General features: G+C 67.7%; 22 protein-coding genes. 11 read left to right on the plus strand and 11 right to left on the minus strand.

The window, feature by feature from the left end:
- Genes AWB95_RS19495 through AWB95_RS19510 form a run of 4 tightly spaced genes read right to left on the minus strand, consistent with a single transcriptional unit; the run spans position 1 to position 3492 of the window.
- Positions 1-1170, minus strand: coding sequence for a zinc-dependent alcohol dehydrogenase (locus tag AWB95_RS19495; RefSeq protein ID WP_062541711.1), 1170 nt, complete (start codon positions 1168-1170; stop codon positions 1-3).
- A complete protein-coding gene (locus AWB95_RS19500; protein ID WP_085168537.1) occupies positions 1167-1988 on the minus strand; it encodes an SRPBCC family protein in 822 nt (273 codons plus the stop codon). The genes AWB95_RS19495 and AWB95_RS19500 overlap by 4 nt, the downstream gene beginning before the upstream one ends.
- Positions 1981-2985: an LLM class F420-dependent oxidoreductase gene (locus tag AWB95_RS19505; protein ID WP_062541779.1), complete on the minus strand. Its 1005-nt coding sequence runs from the start codon at positions 2983-2985 to the stop codon at positions 1981-1983. The genes AWB95_RS19500 and AWB95_RS19505 overlap by 8 nt, the downstream gene beginning before the upstream one ends.
- Positions 2986-3027: 42 nt before the next feature.
- A complete protein-coding gene (locus tag AWB95_RS19510; protein WP_062541780.1) occupies positions 3028-3492 on the minus strand; it encodes a GatB/YqeY domain-containing protein in 465 nt (154 codons plus the stop codon).
- Between the two features lie 94 nt (positions 3493-3586).
- Here AWB95_RS19510 and AWB95_RS19515 point away from each other — a divergent pair, with 94 nt between their 5' ends.
- Genes AWB95_RS19515 through AWB95_RS19535 form a run of 5 tightly spaced genes read left to right on the plus strand, consistent with a single transcriptional unit; the run spans position 3587 to position 8843 of the window.
- Positions 3587-4849: a DUF7847 domain-containing protein gene (locus AWB95_RS19515; RefSeq protein ID WP_062541781.1), complete on the plus strand. Its 1263-nt coding sequence runs from the start codon at positions 3587-3589 to the stop codon at positions 4847-4849.
- A 13-nt stretch (positions 4850-4862) separates the two neighbouring features.
- The gene (locus AWB95_RS19520; RefSeq protein WP_062541782.1) at positions 4863-5471 is read left to right on the plus strand and encodes a DUF4129 domain-containing protein; all 609 of its coding nucleotides are present in this window, start codon (positions 4863-4865) and stop codon (positions 5469-5471) included.
- Positions 5447-6577, plus strand: a complete 1131-nt coding sequence (locus AWB95_RS19525) for a DUF4350 domain-containing protein (protein ID WP_062541783.1) — start codon at positions 5447-5449, stop codon at positions 6575-6577. Before AWB95_RS19520 ends, AWB95_RS19525 begins: the two co-directional genes overlap by 25 nt.
- A complete protein-coding gene (locus tag AWB95_RS19530) occupies positions 6574-7521 on the plus strand; it encodes an AAA family ATPase (RefSeq protein ID WP_062541784.1) in 948 nt (315 codons plus the stop codon). The genes AWB95_RS19525 and AWB95_RS19530 overlap by 4 nt, the downstream gene beginning before the upstream one ends.
- Entirely contained in the window at positions 7521-8843 is a 1323-nt protein-coding gene (locus AWB95_RS19535) for a DUF58 domain-containing protein (RefSeq protein WP_085168538.1), read from the plus strand. The genes AWB95_RS19530 and AWB95_RS19535 overlap by 1 nt, the downstream gene beginning before the upstream one ends.
- Positions 8844-8912: 69 nt before the next feature.
- Here the strand turns inward: AWB95_RS19535 and AWB95_RS19540 are convergent, their stop codons facing one another.
- A complete protein-coding gene (locus AWB95_RS19540; RefSeq protein WP_062541234.1) occupies positions 8913-9905 on the minus strand; it encodes a stage II sporulation protein M in 993 nt (330 codons plus the stop codon).
- Between the two features lie 27 nt (positions 9906-9932).
- On the opposite strand from AWB95_RS19540, the gene AWB95_RS19545 reads away from it, so the two are divergent.
- Entirely contained in the window at positions 9933-10754 is an 822-nt protein-coding gene (locus AWB95_RS19545) for an RDD family protein (protein ID WP_085168539.1), read from the plus strand.
- 1 nt (position 10755) lies between these two features.
- Here AWB95_RS19545 and AWB95_RS19550 read toward each other — a convergent pair whose 3' ends face one another.
- Positions 10756-11130 carry a hypothetical protein gene (locus tag AWB95_RS19550; protein ID WP_062541808.1) on the minus strand — a complete coding sequence of 125 codons (375 nt, stop codon included), beginning with the start codon at positions 11128-11130 and terminating at the stop codon, positions 10756-10758.
- An 81-nt stretch (positions 11131-11211) separates the two neighbouring features.
- Here AWB95_RS19550 and AWB95_RS19555 point away from each other — a divergent pair, with 81 nt between their 5' ends.
- Both AWB95_RS19555 and AWB95_RS19560 read left to right on the plus strand, forming a co-directional pair.
- Positions 11212-12435, plus strand: coding sequence for an MFS transporter (locus AWB95_RS19555; RefSeq protein ID WP_238600917.1), 1224 nt, complete (start codon positions 11212-11214; stop codon positions 12433-12435).
- A 66-nt stretch (positions 12436-12501) separates the two neighbouring features.
- Positions 12502-13224 carry a PadR family transcriptional regulator gene (locus AWB95_RS19560; RefSeq protein ID WP_085168541.1) on the plus strand — a complete coding sequence of 241 codons (723 nt, stop codon included), beginning with the start codon at positions 12502-12504 and terminating at the stop codon, positions 13222-13224.
- Between the two features lie 64 nt (positions 13225-13288).
- On the opposite strand, the gene glpK is transcribed toward AWB95_RS19560, so the two are convergent.
- The gene (glpK, locus tag AWB95_RS19565) at positions 13289-14827 is read right to left on the minus strand and encodes a glycerol kinase GlpK (RefSeq protein WP_169714711.1); all 1539 of its coding nucleotides are present in this window, start codon (positions 14825-14827) and stop codon (positions 13289-13291) included.
- A 1-nt stretch (position 14828) separates the two neighbouring features.
- Here glpK and AWB95_RS19570 point away from each other — a divergent pair, with 1 nt between their 5' ends.
- Positions 14829-15608: a class I SAM-dependent methyltransferase gene (locus AWB95_RS19570; RefSeq protein ID WP_085168542.1), complete on the plus strand. Its 780-nt coding sequence runs from the start codon at positions 14829-14831 to the stop codon at positions 15606-15608.
- On the opposite strand, the gene AWB95_RS19575 is transcribed toward AWB95_RS19570, so the two are convergent.
- Positions 15605-16042, minus strand: coding sequence for a type II toxin-antitoxin system VapC family toxin (locus AWB95_RS19575; RefSeq protein ID WP_062540967.1), 438 nt, complete (start codon positions 16040-16042; stop codon positions 15605-15607). The two genes, AWB95_RS19570 and AWB95_RS19575, sit on opposite strands and share 4 nt — an antisense overlap.
- Positions 16039-16263: a hypothetical protein gene (locus AWB95_RS19580; protein ID WP_062540968.1), complete on the minus strand. Its 225-nt coding sequence runs from the start codon at positions 16261-16263 to the stop codon at positions 16039-16041. Before AWB95_RS19580 ends, AWB95_RS19575 begins: the two co-directional genes overlap by 4 nt.
- A gap of 130 nt (positions 16264-16393) precedes the next feature.
- Here AWB95_RS19580 and AWB95_RS19585 point away from each other — a divergent pair, with 130 nt between their 5' ends.
- Complete coding sequence (locus tag AWB95_RS19585; protein ID WP_062540969.1) at positions 16394-17872, plus strand: glutamate-cysteine ligase family protein; 1479 nt, start codon at positions 16394-16396, stop codon at positions 17870-17872.
- Positions 17873-17878: 6 nt separating this feature from the next.
- Here AWB95_RS19585 and AWB95_RS19590 read toward each other — a convergent pair whose 3' ends face one another.
- A complete protein-coding gene (locus AWB95_RS19590; RefSeq protein ID WP_062540974.1) occupies positions 17879-18811 on the minus strand; it encodes a DMT family transporter in 933 nt (310 codons plus the stop codon).
- A 47-nt stretch (positions 18812-18858) separates the two neighbouring features.
- A complete protein-coding gene (locus AWB95_RS19595; protein WP_084707223.1) occupies positions 18859-20304 on the minus strand; it encodes a cytochrome P450 in 1446 nt (481 codons plus the stop codon).
- A 285-nt stretch (positions 20305-20589) separates the two neighbouring features.
- Here AWB95_RS19595 and AWB95_RS19600 point away from each other — a divergent pair, with 285 nt between their 5' ends.
- On the plus strand, positions 20590-23187 hold the full coding sequence (locus AWB95_RS19600) for a LuxR family transcriptional regulator (RefSeq protein WP_085168543.1): 2598 nt from the start codon (positions 20590-20592) through the stop codon (positions 23185-23187).
- Positions 23188-23196: the final 9 nt, after the last annotated feature.

Genomic DNA, 23196 nt, shown 5'->3' on the forward strand with positions numbered 1-23196 from the left:
TTAGGGTTTGAGGACGACCTTCGTGCAGTTGTCCCGCTTGTGCTTGAACATCTCGTAGCCGTGCGGCGCCTCGTCAAGCGGCAATCGGTGGCTGATCAAAAACGTCGGGTCGATTTCGTGATTGCGGATCCGCTCGAGCAGCGGCCGCATGTAGCGCTGCACATGGCATTGACCGGTCTTGAGCGTCAGTGACCGGTTCATGATCGCGCCGATCGGAAACTTGTCCATCAATCCGCCGTAGACCCCGATGATCGAAATCGTGCCGCCGTTGCGGCAACTCATCGCCGCTTCCCGAAGGGCATGCGGCCGTTCGGTTTCCAGTCGCGCCGCTTGTTTGACCCGGTCGTAGGTGTCGACCACCGTCGAGGAGTTGCGGGCCTCCAGGCCGACGGCGTCGATGCAGTGATCCGGCCCGCGCCCGGCGGTCATGTCGCGCAACTCGTCGAGCACCGATGTTTCGGCGAAGTTGACCGGCGTCGCCCCGACTTCCTCGGCCAGCTCCAACCGGTACGGAACCCTGTCTATCGCAATGACTTTCGACGCACCCAACAGGTAGGCGCTGAGCATCGCGAACAACCCGACGGGGCCGGCGCCCCAGACGGCGACGACGTCGCCGGGGCTGATATCGCACATCTCCGCACCCATGTAGCCGGTCGGCAGGATGTCCGACAGGAACAGCACCTGCTCGTCGGTGAGATCGTCGTCGATCTTGAGCGGTCCGACGTCGGCGAACGGCACTCGCGCGTATTCTGCTTGTCCGCCGGCGAAGCCGCCCAGCATGTGCGAATAGCCGAAAAGCCCTGCGGGAGAATGGCCCATCAGCTTCTCGGCGATTCCCGCGTTCGGGTTGGAGTTCTCGCACAGTGAATACAGTTCGTGTTCGCACGCCCAACAGGCGCCGCAGGCGATCGGAAACGGCACCACCACCCGGTCGCCGACCGCCAGATTCGTCACCGCCTTGCCGACTTCGACGACCTCGCCCATGAATTCGTGTCCCAGGATGTCGCCGTGCTTGACGGTCGGGATGTAGCCGTCGTAGATGTGCAAGTCGGATCCGCAGATCGCGGTCGAGGTGATCTTCACGATCGCGTCGCGCTCGTTGAGGATCTGCGGATCGGGAACCGACTGCACTTCGACGCTGTTGCGTCCGGCCCATACGGTGGCCTTCATCCGTTGTTTCCCTTCGGCGCTGCGGTGCGCTGATGCATCTGTCTGATCGCGGAGGTGCCTTCCGGCGAGCCGTCCGAGCGCATGACCTGACCGGTTTCCAGGAACTGCTTGAAGCGGCGCAGGTCGTCGTTGACCTGCTGCTCGGGCGACTCGCCGAACAACGTCGCCGCCGCTTTGCCGAGCGCGCCGCCGGGCTGGCGGTAGCTGACCGTCACCCGCACCTCGGTGCCCCGGCCGCCCGGAGCGGGCGTGAATTCGACGCTGCCGCCGCTCTCGACGGGTGACCCCGGGACCGATTGCCAGGCTATGCGGCGGTTGGATTCGTCGTCGGTGACCTCCGCGTCGCGCATGAACGACGGCATCTTGTCCAAATCACGCCAGAACCGGTAGACCACCTCGGGTGGGCGGCCCACGGTGACCGCCGCGCGCAGCATGCGGTGCCGGGATCCGTTCGCGTGCCGACCGCCGTTGCGGGCGGTACGCAGCGCCGCATACAGGTCCGCCGCGCCGATCGCCGCGAGCGCGGCGGCCGACACCGCGGCGCGGCCGCGTCGGCCCCGACTACCGGCCGCCCCGACGCCCAGCAACGCCAGGTCCAGAGCGTCGCCCGCCACCCGGGTCCACACCAGCCGTTCCGGCCCGAACAGCAGCGCGGCGGCATGCCCGCATTCGCGCAGGCCCAACGCTCGGATCACCGGCCGGGACCGGCCGGTGTCGTCGACGCCCGCCAACGCGGCAACCTTGCCCGGCGCCAGCACTTCCGTCAGCCCGAGGCCCAGGCTGGCGCCGCCGAGCCCCTTGACCAGCGCGTCAGTCATGATCACTTCGCGTGCCGGCCGCCGCCCTCAGCGCGTCGAGCAGTGGTTCGGCGGCTTCCTTGAAGAACAGGTCCTGCTCCTCGCCGCCGATCTGGATCAGCGCGATGTCGGTGAACCCGGCTTCCCAGTAGGGGCGGACCGCGTCGACGATCGCGTCCAGGTCCGGCCCGCACGGAATGCTCTCGGCGACGTCCTCCGGGCGGACGAACTGCGTCGCCGCGGCGAAACCGGCCGTGGTCGGCAGGTTGGCGTTGACGTGCCAGCCGCCGCCGAACCAGCGGAACTGGTCGTGGGCGCGCTGGACGGCGGCGTCGCGGTCGGGGTCCCAGCACACCGGCACCTGCCCGATCACCCGGCCGCCGCCAGCCATGCCGGTGGCCTGCCGTGCGGAGTGCCATTCGTGGACGAGGTCGCCGTTGGGCTCCACCGCGGCCAAATGGTCGGCGAGCGTGGCGAACTTGGCGATCGACTTGGGGCCGGTCATCGACACCGCGATCCCGACCGGAACCTCCGGCAGGTCCCACAGCCGCGCCGAGTCCACCTGGTAGTAGTCGCCGCGCCAGTCCACCAACCCGCCGCCCAACAGGGCACGGATGACCTCGATCGCTTCACGCAGCATGTCCAGCCGCCGCGCGATCGCCGGCCAGCCCCGGCCGACGACGTGCTCGTTGAGGTTCTCGCCGCTGCCCAGCCCCAGCGTGAACCGGCCGTCGGCAAGGATCTGCACAGTCGCCGCCTGCTGCGCAACGACCACCGGGTGATACCGCATCGTCGGGCAGGTCACATACGAGTACAGATCTACCCGTTCGGTGGCGTGTGCCACGGCGCCCAGCACGGCCCAGGCGTTGGGCGCATGTCCCTGCGCCGCCAGCCAGGGCGAGAAGTGGTCACTGCAGACCTCGAAGTCAAAACCCCGTCGTTCGGCCGAAACCGCGTTTCGGACAAGGTCTTTGGGGCCGTTCTGCTCTGTCATCAGGGTGTAGCCAAACCGCGTCATAGCACACGGGTACCCCTGGCTGGCGAGGGCAAACGGTCTGGCTTACAACCGGTCTTTCACGGCCGCCGACAGCCGCGCCCCGTCGGCCTTGCCGGCCGCGATGGCGGTGGCGGCCTTCATCACCATGCCCATCTGTTTCATGCCGGGCCGCTCCCCGATCTGCTCGGCCACCTGGGCGATGGCGGTGTCGACGACGTCGGCCAGCTCGCCCTCGGTGAGCGGCGGCGGCAGGTATTCGTCGATCACCCGGGCTTCGGCGTGCTCGTTGGCGGCCAACTCACCGCGGCCGTTCTGGGTGTAAATCTCGGCCGCCTCGCCCCGCTTGCGCGATTCGCGGGCCAGGACCTTGATCACCTCGTCGTCGGAGAGCTCCCGCGACGCCTTGCCGGAGACCTCCTCGGTCTGGATCGCGGCCAGCAGCATGCGCAGCGTCGCGGTGCGCAACTTGTCCTGCGACTTCATCGCCTCGGTCAAATCTGACCGCAGCCGGGATTTGAGTTCCGCCATAGCCCAGACGCTACGCGGCGGTCGTTGAGAATTGCCCGGACGGTCGACAGGATGGGAGCCATGATCAAGACGACGGCTCCTGCATGATCACGTTGTGAGCACGCCGCCGTACGACTACCCGGACTATCCGGAGCCGGGGTATCCGCCGCCTGGTTACGGACCGCCGGGCTATCCGCCCGCCGGCTATCCACCGCCCGGTTACGGTCCGCCACCCCCGGGTTACGGCCCGCCGCCGGGTTACGGTCCTCCACCGGGTTACGGACCACCACAGGGCTACGGTCCACCACCCGGTTACGGCCCCCCGCCGGGCTACGGGCCACCGCCTCCCGGTTACGGACCACCACAGGGCTACGGACCGCCACCCGCTTACGGGCCACCACAGTTCGTCCCGGGAGCCCCGCGGCCGGGCATCATCCCGCTGCGACCGTTGAGCCTCAGCGACATCTACAACGGCGCGGTCGGCTACATCCGCGCCAATCCCAAGGCCACGCTGGGATTGACGGCGATCATCGTGGTGATCGTGCAGATCCTGGTGTTGGTCGTGTCGGCCGGACCGCTTGCTGCCGCGGCCCGGCTGCGGGGTACACCGAGCGACGAGCTGACCGCCGGTGACGTGGCCACCTGGGTAACGTCGGTGGGCGCCGGCGCCCTGGTCAGCTGGCTGGCCGGAATCCTTCTCGCCGGCATGCTCACCGTTGTCGTCGGCCGGGCCGTATTCGGATCCACGATCACGATCGGCGAGACCTGGACCAAGATTCGCGGGCGGCTGCCCGCATTGATCGGCCTGGCGGCGCTGGAAGGCGCCGGGGCGATATTGCTCATCGCCGTGGTGGTGCTGATCATCGCCGCGGCCGGCGCCGTCGGCAACGGTGCGGCGGCATTCCTCATCGGCTTCCCGCTGATACTGGCCGCGATCGCCGCGGTGGCCTACGCCTACACCGTGCTGTCGTTCGCGCCGGTGCTGATCGTGCTGGAGCAGCTGAGCGTCTTCGACGCCATCGGCAGGTCGTTCACATTGGTGCGCAACAGCTTCTGGCGAGTGCTGGGCATCCGGCTGCTGACTGCCGTCGTCATGTTTCTGGTGGCCGGCGCGGTGGCGGCGCCATTCAATTCCGTCGGTCAGCTGCTGGCCGACCCGGCAGGCGGCCCCGCGCTGATCAGCATGACGGTGAGCGCGGTTGGATCAGCGATCGGGCGCGTCATCACCGCTCCGTTCAACGCGGGTGTCATCGTCTTGCTCTACACCGATCGGCGGATGCGTGCCGAGGCGTTCGATCTGATCTTGCAGACCGGCGCGGCGGGCGGCCCGGCAGCAGCGGCATCCACGGATTATTTGTGGCTGACCCGGCCGGTGTGAGGACACGCTGAGCATGCCCACCATCGACATCGACCGCGATGCCGCGCATCAGGCCGCGCAACGTGAACTCGCCAAACCGATGTATCCGAAGCCCTCCCTGACGCAACGCTTTCACGAGTGGGTCAACGAACTGCTCTATCGCGTGGTCGAGAAGGGATCCACGATTCCGGGCGGCTGGTTCACCGTCGCCGTGCTGCTCACCTTGCTGGCGGTCGCCGTGGTGGTTGCTGTCCGCATCGCGCGACGCACGATGCGCACCCGCCGCGGAGCGGATTACCCACTGTTCGAGGCCGGCCCGCTCAGCGCCGGGGCACATCGCGCCAGCGCGGAACGCTTTGCCGCCGAAGGCAATTGGGCAATGGCAATTCGGCACCGGTTGCGCGCAGTCGCTCGCGGACTCGAGGAGACCGGAGTGCTCGACCCGGCGCCCGGCCGCACCGCCAACGAGCTGGCCCGCGACGCGGCCGCCCGCATACCGCAGCTCTTGGCTGAATTCACCCAAGCTGCAACGGCTTTCAATGACGTCACCTACGGCGAGCGGCCAGGTACGCCGGAGGGCTACCGGCTGATCTCCGACCTCGACGACCACCTCCTGCGATCGGGCTCGGCGGCAATCCGGTGAAGGCACGGTTGCGATCCTGGCGGTGGGTGCTATTGACGCTGGCCGCCATCTGCGCCGTCGCCGCCGTCACGACATACCTGACCGCGCCACGCCCGGGTGGCCGGATGGACCCGGCATCCACCGGGCCGGAAGGTGCGCACGCCCTGGTCGCGCTGCTGCGCGACCACGGTGTCGACGTGGTCGTCGCCAACAGCGTCGCGGATGCCGAAAATGCCACGCGCCCGGACACATTGCTGCTGATCGCGCAGGCCCAGTACGTCACCGACGACACGTTGTTGCACCGGTTGGCCCACACCCCGGGGGATCTGCTGCTGGTGGAGCCGACGTCGCGCGCCCGCGCCGTGTTGGCGCCTGACATCCGTAGCTCCGGCGCCAGCGCGTTGGACAGCAAACCCGATTGCACGCTGCGCGGGGCGAATCGGGCCGGATCGGTAGAGTTCGGGCCCACCAACACCTTTCGCGCCGCCGACGACCGCGTGATCACCAGCTGCTACGGCGGGGCGCTGGTCCGCTACCGGGACGGTGAACGCACCGTCACCCTGGTCGGCAGTACCGACTTCATCACCAACAGCGGCCTGCCGCGGGCCGGCAACGCCGCGCTGGCGATGAACCTTGCCGGTGATCGCGGACGTCTCGTCTGGTATGCGCCGCAACACGCCGAGGGCGAAACATCGGGATCGGCAACGCTATTCGATCTGATCCCGGACAACGTCAGCTGGATGGTCTGGCAACTATGGCTGACGGTGATACTGGTCGCGCTGTGGAAGGGCCGCCGGATCGGCCCACTGGTCGCCGAGGAACTGCCCGTGGTGGTGCGCGCGTCGGAAACCGTCGAGGGCCGCGGCCGGCTCTACCGGTCGCGGCGGGCCCGCGACGTGGCCTCGCAGGCACTGCGCACCGCGACACTGCAGCGCCTGTTGCCCCGGCTCGGGCTGACTACCACCAGCCCGCAACAGACCGTGGTCAACGCGGTCGCATCGCGCAGCGGAGCCGACCCGGCGACGGTGCGGCATAGGCTGTTCGGACCGCCGCCGGCCACCGACGCCGACCTGGTACACCTGGCCCGTGCGCTCGACGACATCGAAAGGCAGGTCACGCACCAATGACCGAACACGCGCGTCAGGCGTTGCTGGCGCTGCGCGCCGAAATCGCCAAAGCCGTCGTCGGCCAGGAGGCCGTCGTCAGCGGCCTGGTCATCGCGTTGCTGTGCCGCGGCCACGTGTTGCTCGAGGGCGTTCCGGGCGTGGCGAAAACGCTGCTGGTGCGAGCCCTGGCGGCGGCGCTGCAGTTGGAGTTCAAGCGGGTCCAGTTCACCCCCGACCTGATGCCCGGCGACGTCACCGGCTCCCTGGTTTACGACGCCCGCACCGCCGCGTTCGTCTTCCGCGACGGCCCGGTGTTCACCAATCTCATGCTGGCCGACGAAATCAACCGCACCCCACCGAAAACCCAGGCCGCCCTGCTGGAAGCCATGGAAGAGCGTCAGGTCAGCGTCGACGGCGAACCCCGGCCGTTGCCGGACCCGTTCATCGTCGCCGCGACGCAGAACCCGATCGAATACGAGGGCACCTACCAGTTGCCGGAGGCGCAGCTCGACCGGTTCCTGCTCAAACTGACTGTGCCACTGCCGCCGCGTGATTCGGAGATCGCCATCCTCGGTCGGCACGCACACGGCTTCGACCCGCGCGATCTTTCCGCGATCCAGCCGGTGGCGGGGCCGGCCGAGCTGACCGCCGGTCGTGACGCCGTGCGCGAGGTCTTGGTGGCCGACGAGGTTCTCGGCTACATCGTCGACATCGTCGGCGCGACCCGCCATTCGCCGGCGCTGCAGCTCGGGGTGTCACCTCGCGGCGCGACGGCACTGCTGGCCACCGCCCGCTCGTGGGCGTGGCTGTCGGGCCGCAACTACGTCACGCCCGACGACGTGAAGGCGATGGCCCGGGCAACGTTGCGGCATCGGGTGATGCTGCGGCCGGAGGCGGAACTGGAAGGCGCCACCGCCGACGGCGTTCTCGACGGAATATTGGCTTCCGTTCCGGTGCCCCGCTAGTGGTTCTCACCGGCCGCACCGGGCTGATTGCCCTGATCTGCGTTGTGCCGATCACGCTGTCGCCCTGGCCGGCAAGGTCGTTCGCCGTGCTGCTGGTGCTGCTGGCGGTGGCGGTGGCCGTCGACGCGTTGTGGGCCGCGAGCCCGCGCGCGCTGCGTTTCACTCGTAGCGGCCCGGTGGCGGTTCGGCTCGGTGAAGAAGTGAACGCCGGTCTGCTGATCCACAACAGTGGTCGCCGCCGGTTCCGGGGCCGGGTTCGCGACGCGTGGCCGCCCAGCGCCCGCGCCAAGCCGCGCGTCCACACCGTCGACATTGCCGCCGGTCGCGCGCAGCGCGTGGATACCAGGCTGCGGCCTGTGCGGCGCGGAGATCAGCGCTCGGCGGCGGTGACCGCGCGGTCGATCGGCCCGCTGGGCCTGGCCGGGCGGCAGAGTTCGCAGCCGGTGGCCGGGCGGGTGCGGGTGCTGCCGCCGTTTCTGTCGCGCAAGCACCTGCCGTCGCGGCTGGCCAAGCTGCGCGAGATCGAAGGGCTGTCGCCCACGCTGACCCGCGGTCAGGGCACCGAGTTCGACTCGCTGCGTGAGTATGTCGTGGGCGACGACGTCCGGTCGATCGACTGGCGAGCCACTGCCCGGCGCGCCGACGTCGTCGTACGGACCTGGCGGCCCGAACGCGACCGGCGCGTCGTCATCGTGCTCGACACCGGCCGCACGGCTGCCGGCCGCGTCGGCGTCGACCCGACGGCCGGCGATCCGGGCGGGTGGCCGCGGCTGGACTGGTCGATGGATGCGGCGCTGCTGCTGGCGGCGCTCGCGGCCCGCGCCGGCGACCATGTCGACTTTCTCGCTCATGACCGAGTGACCCGTGCGGGCCTGTTCGGGGCGTCGCGGACCGAACTGCTGGCCAAGCTCGTCGATGTGATGGCGCCGTTGCAGCCCACGCTAGTTGAATCCGACTCCGCGGCAATGGTTTCGGCGATCGCTCGGCGTGCCCGGCGTCGCGCGCTGGTAGTTTTGCTGACCGACTTGAACGCCACCGCGCTCGAGGAGGGCCTGCTGCCGGTATTGCCGCAATTATCCGCCAAGCACAAAGTAATCCTTGCGGCCGTCGCCGATCCCCGCGTCGATCAACTGGCCATCGGGCGCGCCGATGCGCCCGCGGTCTACGATGCGGCGGCCGCCGAACGAGCCCGCAATGACCGCCGGGCGATCGCGTCGCGGCTACGCCTCGGCGGTGTGGAAGTGGTCGACGAGCCGCCCACCGAACTGGCGCCGGCCCTGGCCGACCGGTACTTGGCGATGAAAGCCACTGGACGGCTGTGACCCCGACGCCGAGTGGCCAGTTATTGCACGTTTTTGCCGCATCTGCGTGTCACAAGTGGCCACTCGGCGTTATCGAGTCGGGACGACGTCGGGAGCATCGGCGATGTCGCCGGTCTCCCCGGCCCGGGCGGCGCGTCGGCCGAAGTACACGACGTAAGCCAGAAACGTTGCCTCGGCGGCGATTCCGATGCCGACCCGGAGAAACGTCGGCAACGGCGACGGGGTTACCGCCGCTTCGAGCACGCCCGAGACGAAGAGCACCGCCACCAGCCCGACGGCTACTGTGACGATCGCGCGGCCCTGCTCGGCAAGCACCTGCCCGCGCGGGCGATCGCCGGGCGAGATCACAAACCACCCGAGCCGCATCCCCGCGGCGGCGGCCAGGAACACCGCCGTCAACTCCAGTAGGCCGTGCGGAATCAGCAGCCCCAACAGAATTGGGCCCTTGCCGGCCTGGACCATCAGCCCGGCAGCCACGCCGAGGTTGGCCGCGTTCTGGAACAGCACAAACGGGATGGGCAATCCCAACACCACCGCGAACGCGATGCATTTTGCGGCCACCCAGGCGTTGTTCACCCAGACTTGGAGCCCGAACGCCATGGCCGGATGCTCACTGTAGTACGAGGCGAAATCATGGTTCACCAATTCGTCTATGTCACTTGGTGTTCCAATGGTTGCTTGAACCTCCGGGCTCCCCGACACCCAGATCGCGATGACGGCCGTTGCGGCGAAGAACAACACCGCGGTAGCCAGCCACCAGCGCCACGTCCGGTAGGCCACCACCGGAAACCCGACCGTCCAGAACCGGGCGAACTCACCGGCTAGCGGCGCGTGCGCACCGGTGACCGCTGCGCGGGCCCGCGCCACCAGCGTCGAAAGCCGGCCGATGAGCACCGAATCCGAGGACGCCGAGCGCAACATCGACAGGTGCGTCGACACCCGCTGGTAGAGCTCGACGAGTTCGTCGATCTCGTTGCCCGTCAGCCGCCGTCGGTGCTTCACCAAGTGTTCGAGCCGGGCCCAGGTGTCGCGGTGCGCAAGCACGAACGCGTCGACGTCCACCCGGCTCACACTAGTAGCGTTGCCACTATGTCGGAGGTGGTGACCGGGGACGCGGTAGTGCTCGATGTGCAGATCGCGCAGTTGCCGGTGCGCGCGGTCGGCGCGCTGATCGACATCGCGGTGATCTTCATCGGCTACCTGCTGGGCCTGATGTTGTGGGCGGCCACGTTGACCCAGTTCGACGACGCCACCACGGCCGCCATCCTGATCATCTTCACCGTGCTGGTCCTGGTCGGTTACCCGCTCATCCTGGAAACAGCCACGCGGGGCCGCTCGGTGGGCAAGATCGTGATGGGGCTGCGCGTGGTGTCCGACGACGGCGGCCCGGAACGCTTCCGCCAAGCGCTATTTCGGGCACTGGCCTCGGTCGTGGAGATCTGGATGTTGTTCGGCAGCCCGGCGGTGGTGTGCAGTCTGCTCTCGCCGAAAGCCAAACGGATCGGCGACATTTTCGCCGGCACCGTCGTCATCAGCGAACGCGGCCCGAAACTCAGCCCTCCGCCGCCGATGCCGCCGTCGCTGGCGTGGTGGGCGGCGTCCCTCCAGCTGTCCGGCCTGAACGCCGGGCAAGCCGAATTGGCACGCCAATTCCTCTCCCGCGCACCGCAACTCGAGCCAGGGCTGCGTTACCAGATGGCCTGCCGAATTGCCTCAGACGTGCTGTCCCGAGTCGCTCCCCCGCCCCCGCCGGGGACTCCGCCGCACCTGGCCTTGGCCGCCGTGCTGGCCGAGCGGCACCGCCGCGAACTCGCCCGGTTGCGGCTCACCCCGGGTCCTCCGCCGACCTGGCCGACACCGCCGCCGCCCTGGCCGGCACCCGGCGGCGGCGGCTTCACGCCACCCCGGTGACTTACTGCGCCACCGTCACCGCGACAAGGACGATGTCGGCGACCAGGAGCGCCAACGCACACAACGGAACGACGAAACCCCACCGCCGCCGCGCCGTAAAGAACGACACGATGATGGTCAAGGCGGACAGCACCGGCGCGCCATAGAACAACACCCCGAAACCGATCCCGTCGGGACCGAGGTTGGGGCACTCCTTGTCACTGCAGGCAGCGGTGCTCATGACCGCGCCGAGCGTGAAGACCAGCACCACGGCCGCGGCGGGAATCGTCAACAGCGCAAGCACCCAGTTCACCCATAGCCGCAGCCGGCTGTCGCCGCCCGCATCGCGCCGAACCGCCGGTTCGGTGGCGGCGCCGACCTTCACATCGTCGTTCATTCGATGAGTGCTACCCAGCCGGCCATCGCGGATAAACCTTCTTCAGGTTCAGCCCAGCTTTGCTGGCTAATGTGCGCAACCGTGCGACTGGCGCGTGCACTGGACTTGTTGAACTTCTCATTGGCCGACGTGCGCGACGGTTTGGGCCCGTATCTGTCGATCTATCTGTTGCTGACCCACCACTGGGATCAGGCCTCGATCGGATTCGTGATGGCGGTCGGTGGGATCGCGGCGATCGTCGCGCAGACACCGGTGGGCGCGATCGTCGACCGCAGCACGGCCAAGCGGGCACTGGTGATCGCCGCCGCCGTCGCCGTCACCGCCGGATCCTTGGCGATGCCGCTGTTCCCCGGCTTCTACTCGATCTCGATGCTGCAGGCGGTCACGGGGATCGCCGGTTCGGTGTTCGCCCCGGCGCTCGCGGCGATCACCCTGGGCGTGGTCGGTCCGCGGTTTTTCGCGCGGCGGATCGGGCGTAACGAGTCGTTCAACCACGCCGGCAACGCCTCGGCGGCGGCGGCCACCGGCGGCTTGGCCTACTTCTTCGGCCCGGTGGTGGTGTTCTGGGTGCTAGCGGCGATGGCCCTGCTCAGCGTCGTCGCCACCCTGCGGATCCCGGCCGACGCGATCGACCACGACGTGGCCCGCGGCATGGACCACGCGCCGGGGCAGCCACACCCCGAGCCGTCGCGGCTGGCGGTGCTGCTGCACAACCGGCGGCTGATTATTTTCGCCGCGGCGGTGGTGGCCTTTCATTTCGCCAACGCGGCCATGCTGCCGCTGGTGGGCCAGGTGCTGGCACTGCAGAACAAGGATCGCGGCACCGCGTTGATGGCCTCGTGCATCGTCGCGGCTCAGCTGGTGATGGTGCCGGTGGCCTACCTCGCCGGCGCCAAGGCCGATTCCTGGGGCCGCAAGCCGATCTTCCTGGTCGGCTTCGCCGTGTTGACCGCGCGCGGCTTCCTCTACACGCTGTCGGACAACCCGTACTGGCTGGTGGGCGTGCAGCTGCTCGACGGCGTGGGCGCCGGCATCTTCGGGGCGCTGTTTCCCCTTGTCGTGCAAGACGTTACGCACGGCACCGGCCGGTTCAACGTCAGCCTGGGCGCAATCACGACGGCTTGGGGCGTGGGCGCCGCGCTGTCGAATTTCGCGGCCGGCTGGATCGTGGTGACCGCCGGCTACCACGCGGCGTTTCTGTCGTTGGGCGCGCTGGCCGGCGCGGGGTTTGCGCTCTATCTGTTCGTCATGCCGGAAACCGGCCCGTCGGCCAAAAATCTCCCAGCTGACGTTGCATCGCGATAGTTTTCGATATATCGTCGACGCATCGGCAGCGCATCCGGCGCTGCCCTTCCAGAAACGAGACAGAACATGCATGCACCATTTCCCCCGTTCGCGGCGCCGTTCGGGGCGCCGTTCGTCGGCGGCCCCGCCGGTTTCGGCTTCGGCCCGCAGGACCGCCGTGCTCTGCACGAGCAGCGCCGGCAAGCTCGCCGGCAGTTCCGCGATTTTGTCCGCGGCCACGACGCCGGGCACGACGGCCCGTTCGGGCCCGGATTCGGCCGGGGTTTCGGTCCCGGCTTCGGTCCCGGCGGCTTCGGGTTCGGGTTCGGCCCCGGCGCGCGCGGTGGACGCCGCGGCGGTCCGGGCCGGCGCGGGCGGCGCGGTGACGTCCGGGCCGCCATCCTGGTCCTGCTGGCCGAACGGCCGATGCACGGCTACGAAATGATCCAGGAGATCGCCGAACGTAGCCAGGACCTGTGGCGGCCCAGCCCGGGCTCGGTGTACCCGACCCTGCAGTTGCTGGTCGACGAGGGTCTGATCGTCGGCACTGAATCCGAGGGCAGCAAAAGGCTTTTCCAGCTGACCGAGGAGGGCAGGGCCGCCGCCGAGAAGGTCGAAACCCCGCCGTGGGACGAGATCGCCGACGGCGTCGACCCCTCGCACCTCAACTTGCGGGCCGCGGTGGGCCAGCTGTTCGGCGCCGTCGCGCAATCCGCGCACGCGGCATCACCCGAGCAGCAGCAACGCATCATCGAGATCGTCAACAATGCGCGCCGCGAGATCTACACCGTGCTCAGCGAAGACGAGTAACCACCCCCGCGAGCAGACGCAGAATCGCACGCGCGGACCCCGACAAGTGCGATTCTGCGTCTGCTCACCCAGAGACGTCGACCCAGTCCAGCGTGCGCTGGACTGCCTTGCGCCAGCCCGCGTAAGCCGCCTCGCGCTGGTCGTCGCTCCACGACGGCGACCACCGCTTGTCCTCACGCCAGTTGGCTCGCAGGTCGTCCGGGCCGGACCAGAACCCGACCGCCAGGCCCGCCGCATACGCCGCCCCGAGCGCCGTCGTCTCGGCGACCACCGGGCGCACCACGTCGACACCCAGCACGTCGGCCTGGATCTGCATACACAGGTCGTTAGCGGTGATACCACCGTCAACCTTCAAAACCTCAAGGCGCACACCGGAATCCGCGGCCATCGCGTCGACCACGTCGCGGCTCTGGTAGCAAATCGCCTCCAGAGTCGCGCGAGCCAGATGCGCGTTCGTGTTGTACCGCGACAGCCCGACGATGGCGCCGCGGGCATCTGATCGCCAGTACGGGGCGAACAACCCGGAAAACGCAGGAACGAAATACACCCCGCCGTTGTCGTCGACTTGACGGGCCAGCGCCTCGCTCTGCGCGGCGCCGCTGATGATGCCGAGTTGGTCGCGCAGCCACTGCACCGCCGATCCGGTGACCGCGATCGAACCCTCAAGGGCGTAAACGGGTTTGGCGTCGCCGAACTGGTAGCACACGGTGGTCAGCAGGCCGTTGGCCGACCGCACGATCTCCTCGCCGGTGTTGAGCAGCAGGAAATTGCCGGTGCCGTAGGTGTTTTTGGCTTCCCCCTGGTCCAGGCACACCTGGCCCACCATCGCGGCGTGCTGGTCGCCGAGAATCCCGGTGATCGGCACCTCGCCCCCGACGGGCCCGGCCTCCGCGGTGACGCCATACGGCTGCGGCGCCGACGACGGCGCGATCGACGGCAGCATCGCGCGGGGTATCCCGAAAAACGACAGCAGCTCGTCGTCCCAGTCCAAAGTTTCCAGGTTCATCAGCATGGTGCGGCCGGCGTTGGTCACGTCGGTGACGTGCACGCCGCCGCGGGGGCCGCCGGTCAGGTTCCACAACAGCCAGGTGTCGGGCGTGCCGAAGACCGCGTCACCGCGTTCGGCCGCGTCGCGCACCCCGTCGACGTTGTCCAGGATCCACTGCAGCTTGCCGCCGGAGAAATAGGTCGCCGGCGGCAGGCCGGCCTTGCGCCGGATCACGTCGCCGCGGCCGTCGCGGTCCAGCGCCGCGGCGATGCGGTCGGTGCGGGTGTCCTGCCAGACGATGGCGTTGTAGTAGGGCCGGCCGGTACGCCGGTCCCAGACCAGCGTGGTCTCGCGCTGGTTGGTGATGCCCAGCGCCGCAATGTCTTTCGGTGACAGGTTGGTCCTGTTGAGGACCGACGTCAGCACCGACGAGGTGCGCTCCCAGATCTCGACAGGGTCGTGCTCGACCCAGCCGGAGCGCGGCAGGACCTGCTCGTGCTCGAGCTGGTGGCGGCCCACCTCGGCGCCGTCGTGGTCGAAAATGATGCAGCGGGTGCTGGTGGTGCCCTGGTCGATCGAGGCTATGAACTCAGGCGACTCAGCCACGTCGTCCATGATGGCGTATATGGGCACTCGAACATTCGACATTGCGACCATGCCGCGCGGCGGCCCGAACGCCTCCTGTCTGGACCGGCGGCTCGAAACACAGCGTCCGGAATACCTGGACCGCGACGACGTCGACGACCGCAAGCGCGCCGTGGTGCGGTCCCTTGACCGGTTCGGACGCCTGTTCGGCCATCATGAGATGTTCGCCCGGATCGCACTCGAAGAGATCGCCGACGTGGCCGACCCGAAGATCCTCGAACTGGGCTCCGGCCATGGCGGGCTGTCCCGTGCGCTTCTGGAGCAGCATCCGACCGCGCAGGTCACGGTGACCGACGTCGAGCCCGCGTCGGTGGCCGCGATCGCCGCCGGCGACCTGGGCAGCCACCCACGGGCCACAGTGCGCGAGATGGACGCCACCACCATCGACGCGCCGGACGGGTATTACGACCTCGCGGTGTTCGTCATGTCGTTTCACCACCTGCCGCCGCCGCTGGCGTCTCGGGTGTTCGCCGAAGGCACCCGCGCGGCCCGCAAACTGCTGATCATCGACCTGCCCCGGCCGCCGTCACCGCTGCACATCCTGCAGCTGGCGTCGATGCTGCCGTTGACCGTCGTGCTGCCGTTTGCGCACGACGGCTTCATCAGCTCGCTGCGCGCCTATAGCCCCTCGGCGCTGCGGGCGCTGGCCGCCCACGCCGATCCGGCGATCCACGTCGAGCTGCGTGGCGGTGGGCTGTTCAACCTTCCGGTGCGTCCACGTCCGCAAATCGTGGTGGCATCGCGTCGTTAATCGGTGAAGGGATCGCGCACAGTGACCCCTTCAAACTTGCGGAAGTCGCGGTCGTGGGTCCATATCGTCGAGATGCCGTGCTGACGCATCAGCGCCACCAGATGCGCATCGGGAACCAGGTTGCCGCGCGGGTTGACGGTGTCTGCGACCCGTCGATACGCCGGCCAAAATCCGTCGATCTCGCCGACCAGTCGCACGTGTGGTTGGAAGACGAACTGTTCAACGTTGTCTGCCGCGGCGGTCGGCGTGAGCGGCGCGTCCAGCAAGGCGGGATGAGTGACAATCCGCAGATAGCTCAGTGCAACCGGCCACAGCAGATAGACCAGGCTCGGTCCCGCCAGAAACTGCTCGACGAGCGCCTTGGCCCGATCGTGAAAAGGGCTGGCGCGATGCGTCGCGTACACCAGCACGTTGACGTCGAAGGTCTCGCTCATTGACGGTCCAGCACCGCCCAGACAGCATCCTTGTCGTCGAGATCGACGCGTGGGCGCAGGTCCGCGGTCGTCCAACTGATCTCCACCGTCGGGCGAGGACTGGTCGCAAGCGCCTGCGCCAGTAGTTCTGACACGAGCTGCCCCAACGTTTTGCGCTCCTCGCGCTGACGTCGCTTCAATGCGCGCAGCACATCGTCATCGATGTCGATCGTGGTCCGCATACATCAGATGCTAGCTGGCTACGCATCTGATGCGCAGTGTTGTCGCAAGTCGCGGATCTCGGCCTTGTGTGAATTCCGCCTCATGCCGATCTGGTTGCGCGAGCCGTAACGAACCGGTTGCATCGGCGTTGTGGGCGAAGAGGTCGAGCGGACCGAATACAACCACGCGCACCGGCAGGAATACCGCCGCAAGGTGCAGTTGTGTCTCGACGTGTTCGAGACGATGCTGGCGCAGTCCAGTTTCGACTTCGACCGCCCGCTGACCGGGATGGAAATCGAGTGCAACCTGGTTGACGGCGATTACCAGCCGGCGATGGCGAACCAAAACGTGCTTGCCGAGATCGCCGACCCCGCTTACCAGACCGAACTGGGCGCCTACAACATCGAATTCAACGTGCCGCCCCGGGCGTTGCCGGGCCGCACCGGGATCGAGCTGGAAGCCGAAGTTCGGCAGAGCCTGAACGTCGCCGAAACCAAAGCCAACGCCTACGGCGCCCACATCGTGATGATCGGGATCCTGCCGACACTGATGCCCGAGCATCTGCACGGCGGTTGGATGAGCGAGTCGACGCGGTATGCGGCCCTCAACGACTCGATTTTCCGAGCTCGCGGCGAGGACATCCAGATCGACATCAGCGGTCCCGAGCCGCTCAGCCTGCATTCGGCCACCATTGCTCCCGAATCCGCCTGCACCAGTATGCAATTGCACTTGCAGGTGTCCCCGGCCGATTTCGCCAACAACTGGAACGCCGCGCAGGTGCTGGCCGGGCCGCAGGTGGCACTCGGCGCCAACTCGCCGTACTTCTTCGGTCATCAGCTGTGGGCGGAAACCCGCATCGAATTGTTTACGCAGGCCACTGACACCCGACCCGACGAGTTGAAAACCCAAGGGGTGCGACCACGGGTGTGGTTCGGCGAGCGCTGGATCACCTCGATCTTCGACCTGTTCGAAGAGAACGTCCGCTATTTCCCGTCGTTGCTGCCGCAGGTGTCCGACGAAGACCCGGTGGCCGAATTGGCCGCCGGGCACACGCCGCAACTCTCGGAGCTGCGTCTGCACAACGGCACGGTGTACCGCTGGAACCGGCCGGTATACGACGTCGTCGACGGCCGGCCCCACCTGCGGGTGGAGAACCGCGTGCTGCCCGCCGGCCCCACGGTCGTCGACATGGTGGCCAACGCGGCGTTCTACTACGGCATGCTGCGCACCCTGTCCGAGGAAGACCGCCCGCTGTGGACCAAGATGAGTTTCGCTGTGGCAGAACGCAATTTCCTCGAGGCGGCACGACACGGTATGGGCGCCAAAGTGTACTGGCCGGGCCTGGGCGAAGTGAGCGCCGACGAACTCGTGCTGCGCCAGCTGCTGCCTATGGCCGACGAAGGCCTGCGGGCGTGGGGTGTCGCGGCCGACGTTCGCGACCGGTTCCTCGCCGTCATCGAGGGCCGCGCGAAAACCGGTCGCAACGGCGCGACCTGGCAGGTGTCGACCGTGCGGGCACTTCAGGAGCACGGGATGCCCAGGCCCGTGGCGCTGGCCGAAATGCTGCGGCGCTACTGCGATCACATGCATTCCAATCAGCCGGTGCATACCTGGGCGCAGGCCACGTGACGAGCGTCAGGCAATGGGCTCTGCGAGAACACCCGGGGACGGACGATCGGCGATTTTGACGTCGGAGGCGGCGCCTGCCGCGATGGTGGCGGCTTCGCCGCGGGCCAGGGCCGCAGTCGCGACAACAGCCACTACTACCGCTGCTGCCAGCACACCCATTTCCGGACCATCGGCGTTCAGGGTCTCACCAAGCACCCCTACACCGAGCACTGACGCCACCATCGGCTTGGCCACGTACATCGTGGGCAACGAGGCGGTCAGCGCACCGGCGCGAAACGCCGACTGCTGAAAGACCATCCCGGCCAATGCGGCAAGTATCCAGGCATAGAACTCGGGCGCAGCCAGTACCGCGCCAAACCCGTGGTGTCCCAGCAGCACGACCACGCCCTTGGTCAGCACCGCGAACAACGCCAGAGACGAACCCGCGACTACCGCCAGCAGCACCGGCGCGGGCGGACGACCCCGCCATATCCGTGCGCCCAGCACGCACAGCGCCAGCAGCGGACCCATCACCAATGCCACCACCGTCCACGCGTCCAGCGAACCGCGCGCGTGCCCGGCGGCAGGGTCGCCAACGATGACGACCACCGCCAACGCAACCGCGAGCACCGCCGCCCACAGCCATTCCCAGCGAGTCACCCGATCATGGGTCAGTCGCGCATAAATCGGCAGGGCGAACAGCAGAGCGGTCACCTGCAGTGCGGTCACCAACATCACCGAACCCAGCGCCAGCGCCCCGGCCAGGAGGCCGTAATTGGCGACGGCGCCCCCGCCACCCAGCCACCAGCGGGCGTCGCGCAATGACATCCGGAACAACTCCAGGTGACCGACGTGTTTGTCGGTGATCTCCTGCGCGGACCGTTGACGGATCACATCGCCGCACGCCGATGCCAGCGCCGCGCACAGCGCGAGGACCACCACGATATCCACCTTCGCCATGGCGACCTCCATCCAGAATGACTTACCTTGCGGCCCAAAATATCTCACTATTCAGGAAGGAGCGCGCGCATCGTGTCTCCGGGTATCACGATAGGTACAAGCCCGGGGTATGACTCAGGCTTTCCGGCCTTTCGCTGACGAACCCGCGCCCGGATCGGTGCGGTAACAGTGGCCGCCAGCCAGGGAACGACCGGGAAATCATCATCGAGAGAATGGATTTCGCATTCGCGGGTGATAGCTGCCAGGGCGAGAGTGGCCTCGATCAGCGCGAAGTGATCGCCGATGCATGCTCGCGGCCCACCTCCAAACGGCAAGTACTGCCAGCTGTTGCGCCCGTTTGCCCTTCCCGGAGCGAACCGGTCGGGGTTGAATGTGAGCGGGTCCTCCCAAAAGGTGGGGTCACGGTGGATCGCATGAATCGCGACGATGGCGAGCGTGCCCGCATCCAGCCGGTGGCCGTCGACCTCGACGTCTTTCATCACGAACCGTTCCACCACGGGTACCGGTGGGCATAAGCGCAGCGCCTCGTGCAGAACTTGAACGGTGTAGCCCAGCCGCGACACGTCCTTATGCGTGAGGCGGCCGTTGCCGAGTTGACCCACCTCGGCGGCGACACGTTCCTGCAATTCATGGTGATGCCCCAATGCCCACAGCGCATAAGTGAGTGCAATCGATGTGGTTTGGTGGCCCGCGATCATGAACAAGACCAGCTCGTCGCAGATCGCAGAATCAGTCAAGGGCTCACCGGTCTGCGGGTCGGCGGTCTGCATCAGAGCGCGTGCCACCGGCGCATGCCGGGCCTGGTCTGCACGACACGCTTGCACAACGTCCGCGGCCAGCTCGTGCAGGGCTGCACTAGCGGCGCGGGCCTGCCGCTGTTGGCGGGTTGGGAGCCAACGCGGCGCGTTGACTGGGCGTAACGCACGCTCGGTTGCCCATTTCACGACGGTACGAAGCGCGCACCCCAGGTCCGCGGTTGGGCCGTCGTCTTCGAGACCGAGCATCGAACGGCTCAGCGCCCGCAGGGTCAGGGTGCGACATTCGGCATCGAGGTCCATCTCGACGTCGTCGATCCAGCGGCCAGCTACGTGCTCTGCGGCCTCGGCCATGTGGCCGGCAAGTCGGGGAACGTGTTGTTTGGCGAAGATCGGCTGCAACGTCCGCCGCTGCGGCAGCCACTCGCGGTGCGGCACGACGAGCAAGTTGTCGCCGACCAGCTTGCGCAGTTCCCACGATATCGGTGTCATGCCGCGTTCGGCGTTTTCGTCGTTGCGGCCGAGAATGTCGCGCGCGCCCTCCGGTGAGCAGATGACAACCAGGTGCGACATGTCCCACCTGCGAGCCAATGCGAGTCTGGTCAGCGGGCCGCCCGCTTTGCGTAGCAGCTCAATACCGGTGTCGAACTTGGTGGTGGCCCGCAGCGGATACGGCAGCGAATTGCTCAGTGCCAGAACCGACGTCGCGACGTCGGGAGTTCTTATGGTATTGGGCATTGCAGTTGGTTCCTTAAAGTTTGACGACCCGGCCGCGCGGCGCATCATCGGTTCGGCTCTCGCCTCTTGCACCATTGCGCGCTGATTTCGGCCGAGTTGCCTCTGGCTAAGCCATGCTCGCAGAGTGCGATGAAGCGGGATAGCGTAAGCGGCTACTCCAATCTCGTCGCGCCGGCGGATTCCCGCAGACCCATGGCTGGGGTATTTGGTTACTCGAATTCCCTCTCACTCCTGAATCGCAGACGAATTCGAACGACGAGCTCGTCAGGGGGCTATAGTCTGCCCGTGATCAGCGGCGATCCGCTGACTGGGCGCGACGACGAGCTCGCGGTTATTCGCCGCGTGCTGGGTGGCGCTGGCCATCACTCCGGTGTGGTGATCATTGGGGCCGCGGGCGTGGGCAAAACCCGGCTCGCGCGCGAAGTGCTGACCCGCGCGCACGTGTCCGGTGACCACACGAAATGGATCGTCGGGACTGAGTCCGCACGCAGACTTCCGCTCGGCGCATTCACTGCCTCGCTCGGCGACGTGATGTCCGATCCACTGGCCAGCGTGCGACGCCTGATCGACTCCTTCATTACCCAGCAGCGTCAACGACGCGTGTTGATCGGCGTCGACGACGCGCACCTGCTGGATGGACTGTCCGCGCATGTGGTGCACCAGCTTGCCCAGTCACACGGTGTCCGCCTGATCGTCACACTGCGCGCCGGCGGGAGCGAACCCGATGCGGTGACCGCGTTATGGAAAGACGGCCACCTTCTGCGCATGGACCTCGAACCGTTGTCGGCGGCGGCCACCCGTCGCATCATCGAGTCCACGCTCGGCGGGCCAGTGGATTCCCGCAGCTGCCAACGGTTTTGGAGGCTGACTGACGGAAACGCCCTGTTCCTGCGGCAAATGCTGAACGACCAGATTTCCGCCGGCCGGATACGCCAGGTGGCCGGGGTGTGGATGTGGGACGAAGACGTCGCCGTCTCGCCGAGCATCGGCGACATGGTCGGCCGCCAGTTGAGTCGCCTCACCCCGGGCCTCGCGCTGGTAGTCGACACTCTGTCGCAGTGCGAACCCGTGGCCGTCGACGTCCTCACTGACCTGGTGCGCCGCCGCGACATCGAAGTCGCCGAACAGATGCACCTGGTAACCGTGGAGCGCACCGGCAAGACGCTGATGGCCCGGCTGGCACACCCGCTTTTCGGCGAACTTCGCCGCGCCACGGCGGGCGAACTGCATCTGTCGCGGATCCGCGGCCGCCTGGCGCAACGGTTGGCCAAAGACGCCGACCCCGACATGCACGCCACCGTCCGACGGGCGCTGCTGACCTTGGAATCCGACGCCGATGCGGACCCCGACCTGTTCCTGATGTCGGCGCGTTACGCCATGCAACTGCTCGACCTCGATTTGGCGGACCGATTCGCCACCGCGGCAGCCGAAGCCGGGGCGGCGGAGGCTCCCGGTTTACGCGCGATGAACCTGGTGCTCGCCGGGCGCGGTGCGGAAGCCGAAGAGGTGCTGCGCGGCATGCACGAGCATCGCTGGGCAACCGTGCGGGCAGCCAACCTGATCTGGATGCTGGGCCGGCCCCGGGACGCGGCAATCATCCTCGAGCGGCTTGCCGCCACGCACGAATCGGCGGCGGAAGTGGCCGAACGCACCGCAGTGGAAGCCTGCCTCGACGCGGTGCAGGCCCGCTGCGAAGTTGCCACCGAAAAAGGCAGGGCCGCTTTGGATTCCGAGGCAGTATCGGATTTCCATGCGATGATGGCGTCGGTCGCGTTGATCATGGCGATGGGCGCGCTGGGCGACGTGGACGACGTCACCGAGGTCGCCGATGCGGCTCTGCAGCGCGCCGTGACGTCGTTCCAGGCGTCGCACATGCGGTTCTGGTTCGGCAGCGTCTACGCCCGGGCCTGCCGATTGACCGGCCGCATCGACGAATGCGTGCGATCTGCCCAACAAATCGCCGACTCCGCCAACGACATTCCCGGGCTGGCCTACGCCAATCTATCCTTCCTGATGGGCCATGCCGAGCTGGCGCGCGGTGCCGTTTCGAACGCAGTGAGGCTCCTGCACGAAGCGTTGGCGGGTGTCCAAAAGCATGGCGTGACAACGGGTCTGCGACCGGCATGCTGTTTTGCGCTTGCCGAGGCGCACGCCAAACTCGGCCAGCCGGCGGAAGCGGGCGAAGCGCTGCGCGAAGCGCGGGAGTGCGTTCCCTCCGACTACCTGTTCATGCAGACCGCGCTGTCGGTGGCGACCGGCTGGACGCTTGCCGCCGACGGTTCGCTGAGCGACGCTGTGGCGACCGTACGGGCCGCGACGATCGAGGCCCGCGAGCGTGCGCAGCCAACTCACGAGCTCGCCTGCTTGCAGTCCGCGGCTCAGTGGGGCGACGCGACCGACAGCGAGCGTGCGCGGGAGCTCGCTGGCGTATTGTCGCTGCCGCTGGCCAATGCCGTTGCGCAGCATGCCGAATCGTTGCGCGCCGCTGACGGCGAGGGGTTGCTGGCGGCTTCGACGGCCTACCGTGCCATCGGTGACCGTGCCACCGCGGCCGACGTCGCCGCCCAAGCGGCGGCCTGCTTCAACCGGGCGCAGCAGCGCAAGCGCGCTTTGTATGCCTCGGCACTGGCCAGGGAACTGTCCGACGCCTGCGGCGGGCTGCGCACACCCGCTTTGCGCACCCCGGTGGGAGTTCCGCTGACCGGTCGCGAACGCGAAGTCATCGAACTGGTTGCCACCGGCTTGTCCAATCGGGAGATCGCCGATCGGCTGGTCATGTCGGTGCGCACCGTCGAGGGGCATGTATACCGCGCCTGCCAGCGGGTAGGGGCCAAGTCGCGGGAAGGGCTCGCCGCGATACTGCAGTCCGGCCCGGCCCGCTGAATTCGAGTA

Source organism: Mycobacterium celatum, from assembly GCF_002101595.1.
In the GTDB taxonomy this organism is placed as follows: Bacteria; Actinomycetota; Actinomycetes; order Mycobacteriales; family Mycobacteriaceae; genus Mycobacterium; species Mycobacterium celatum.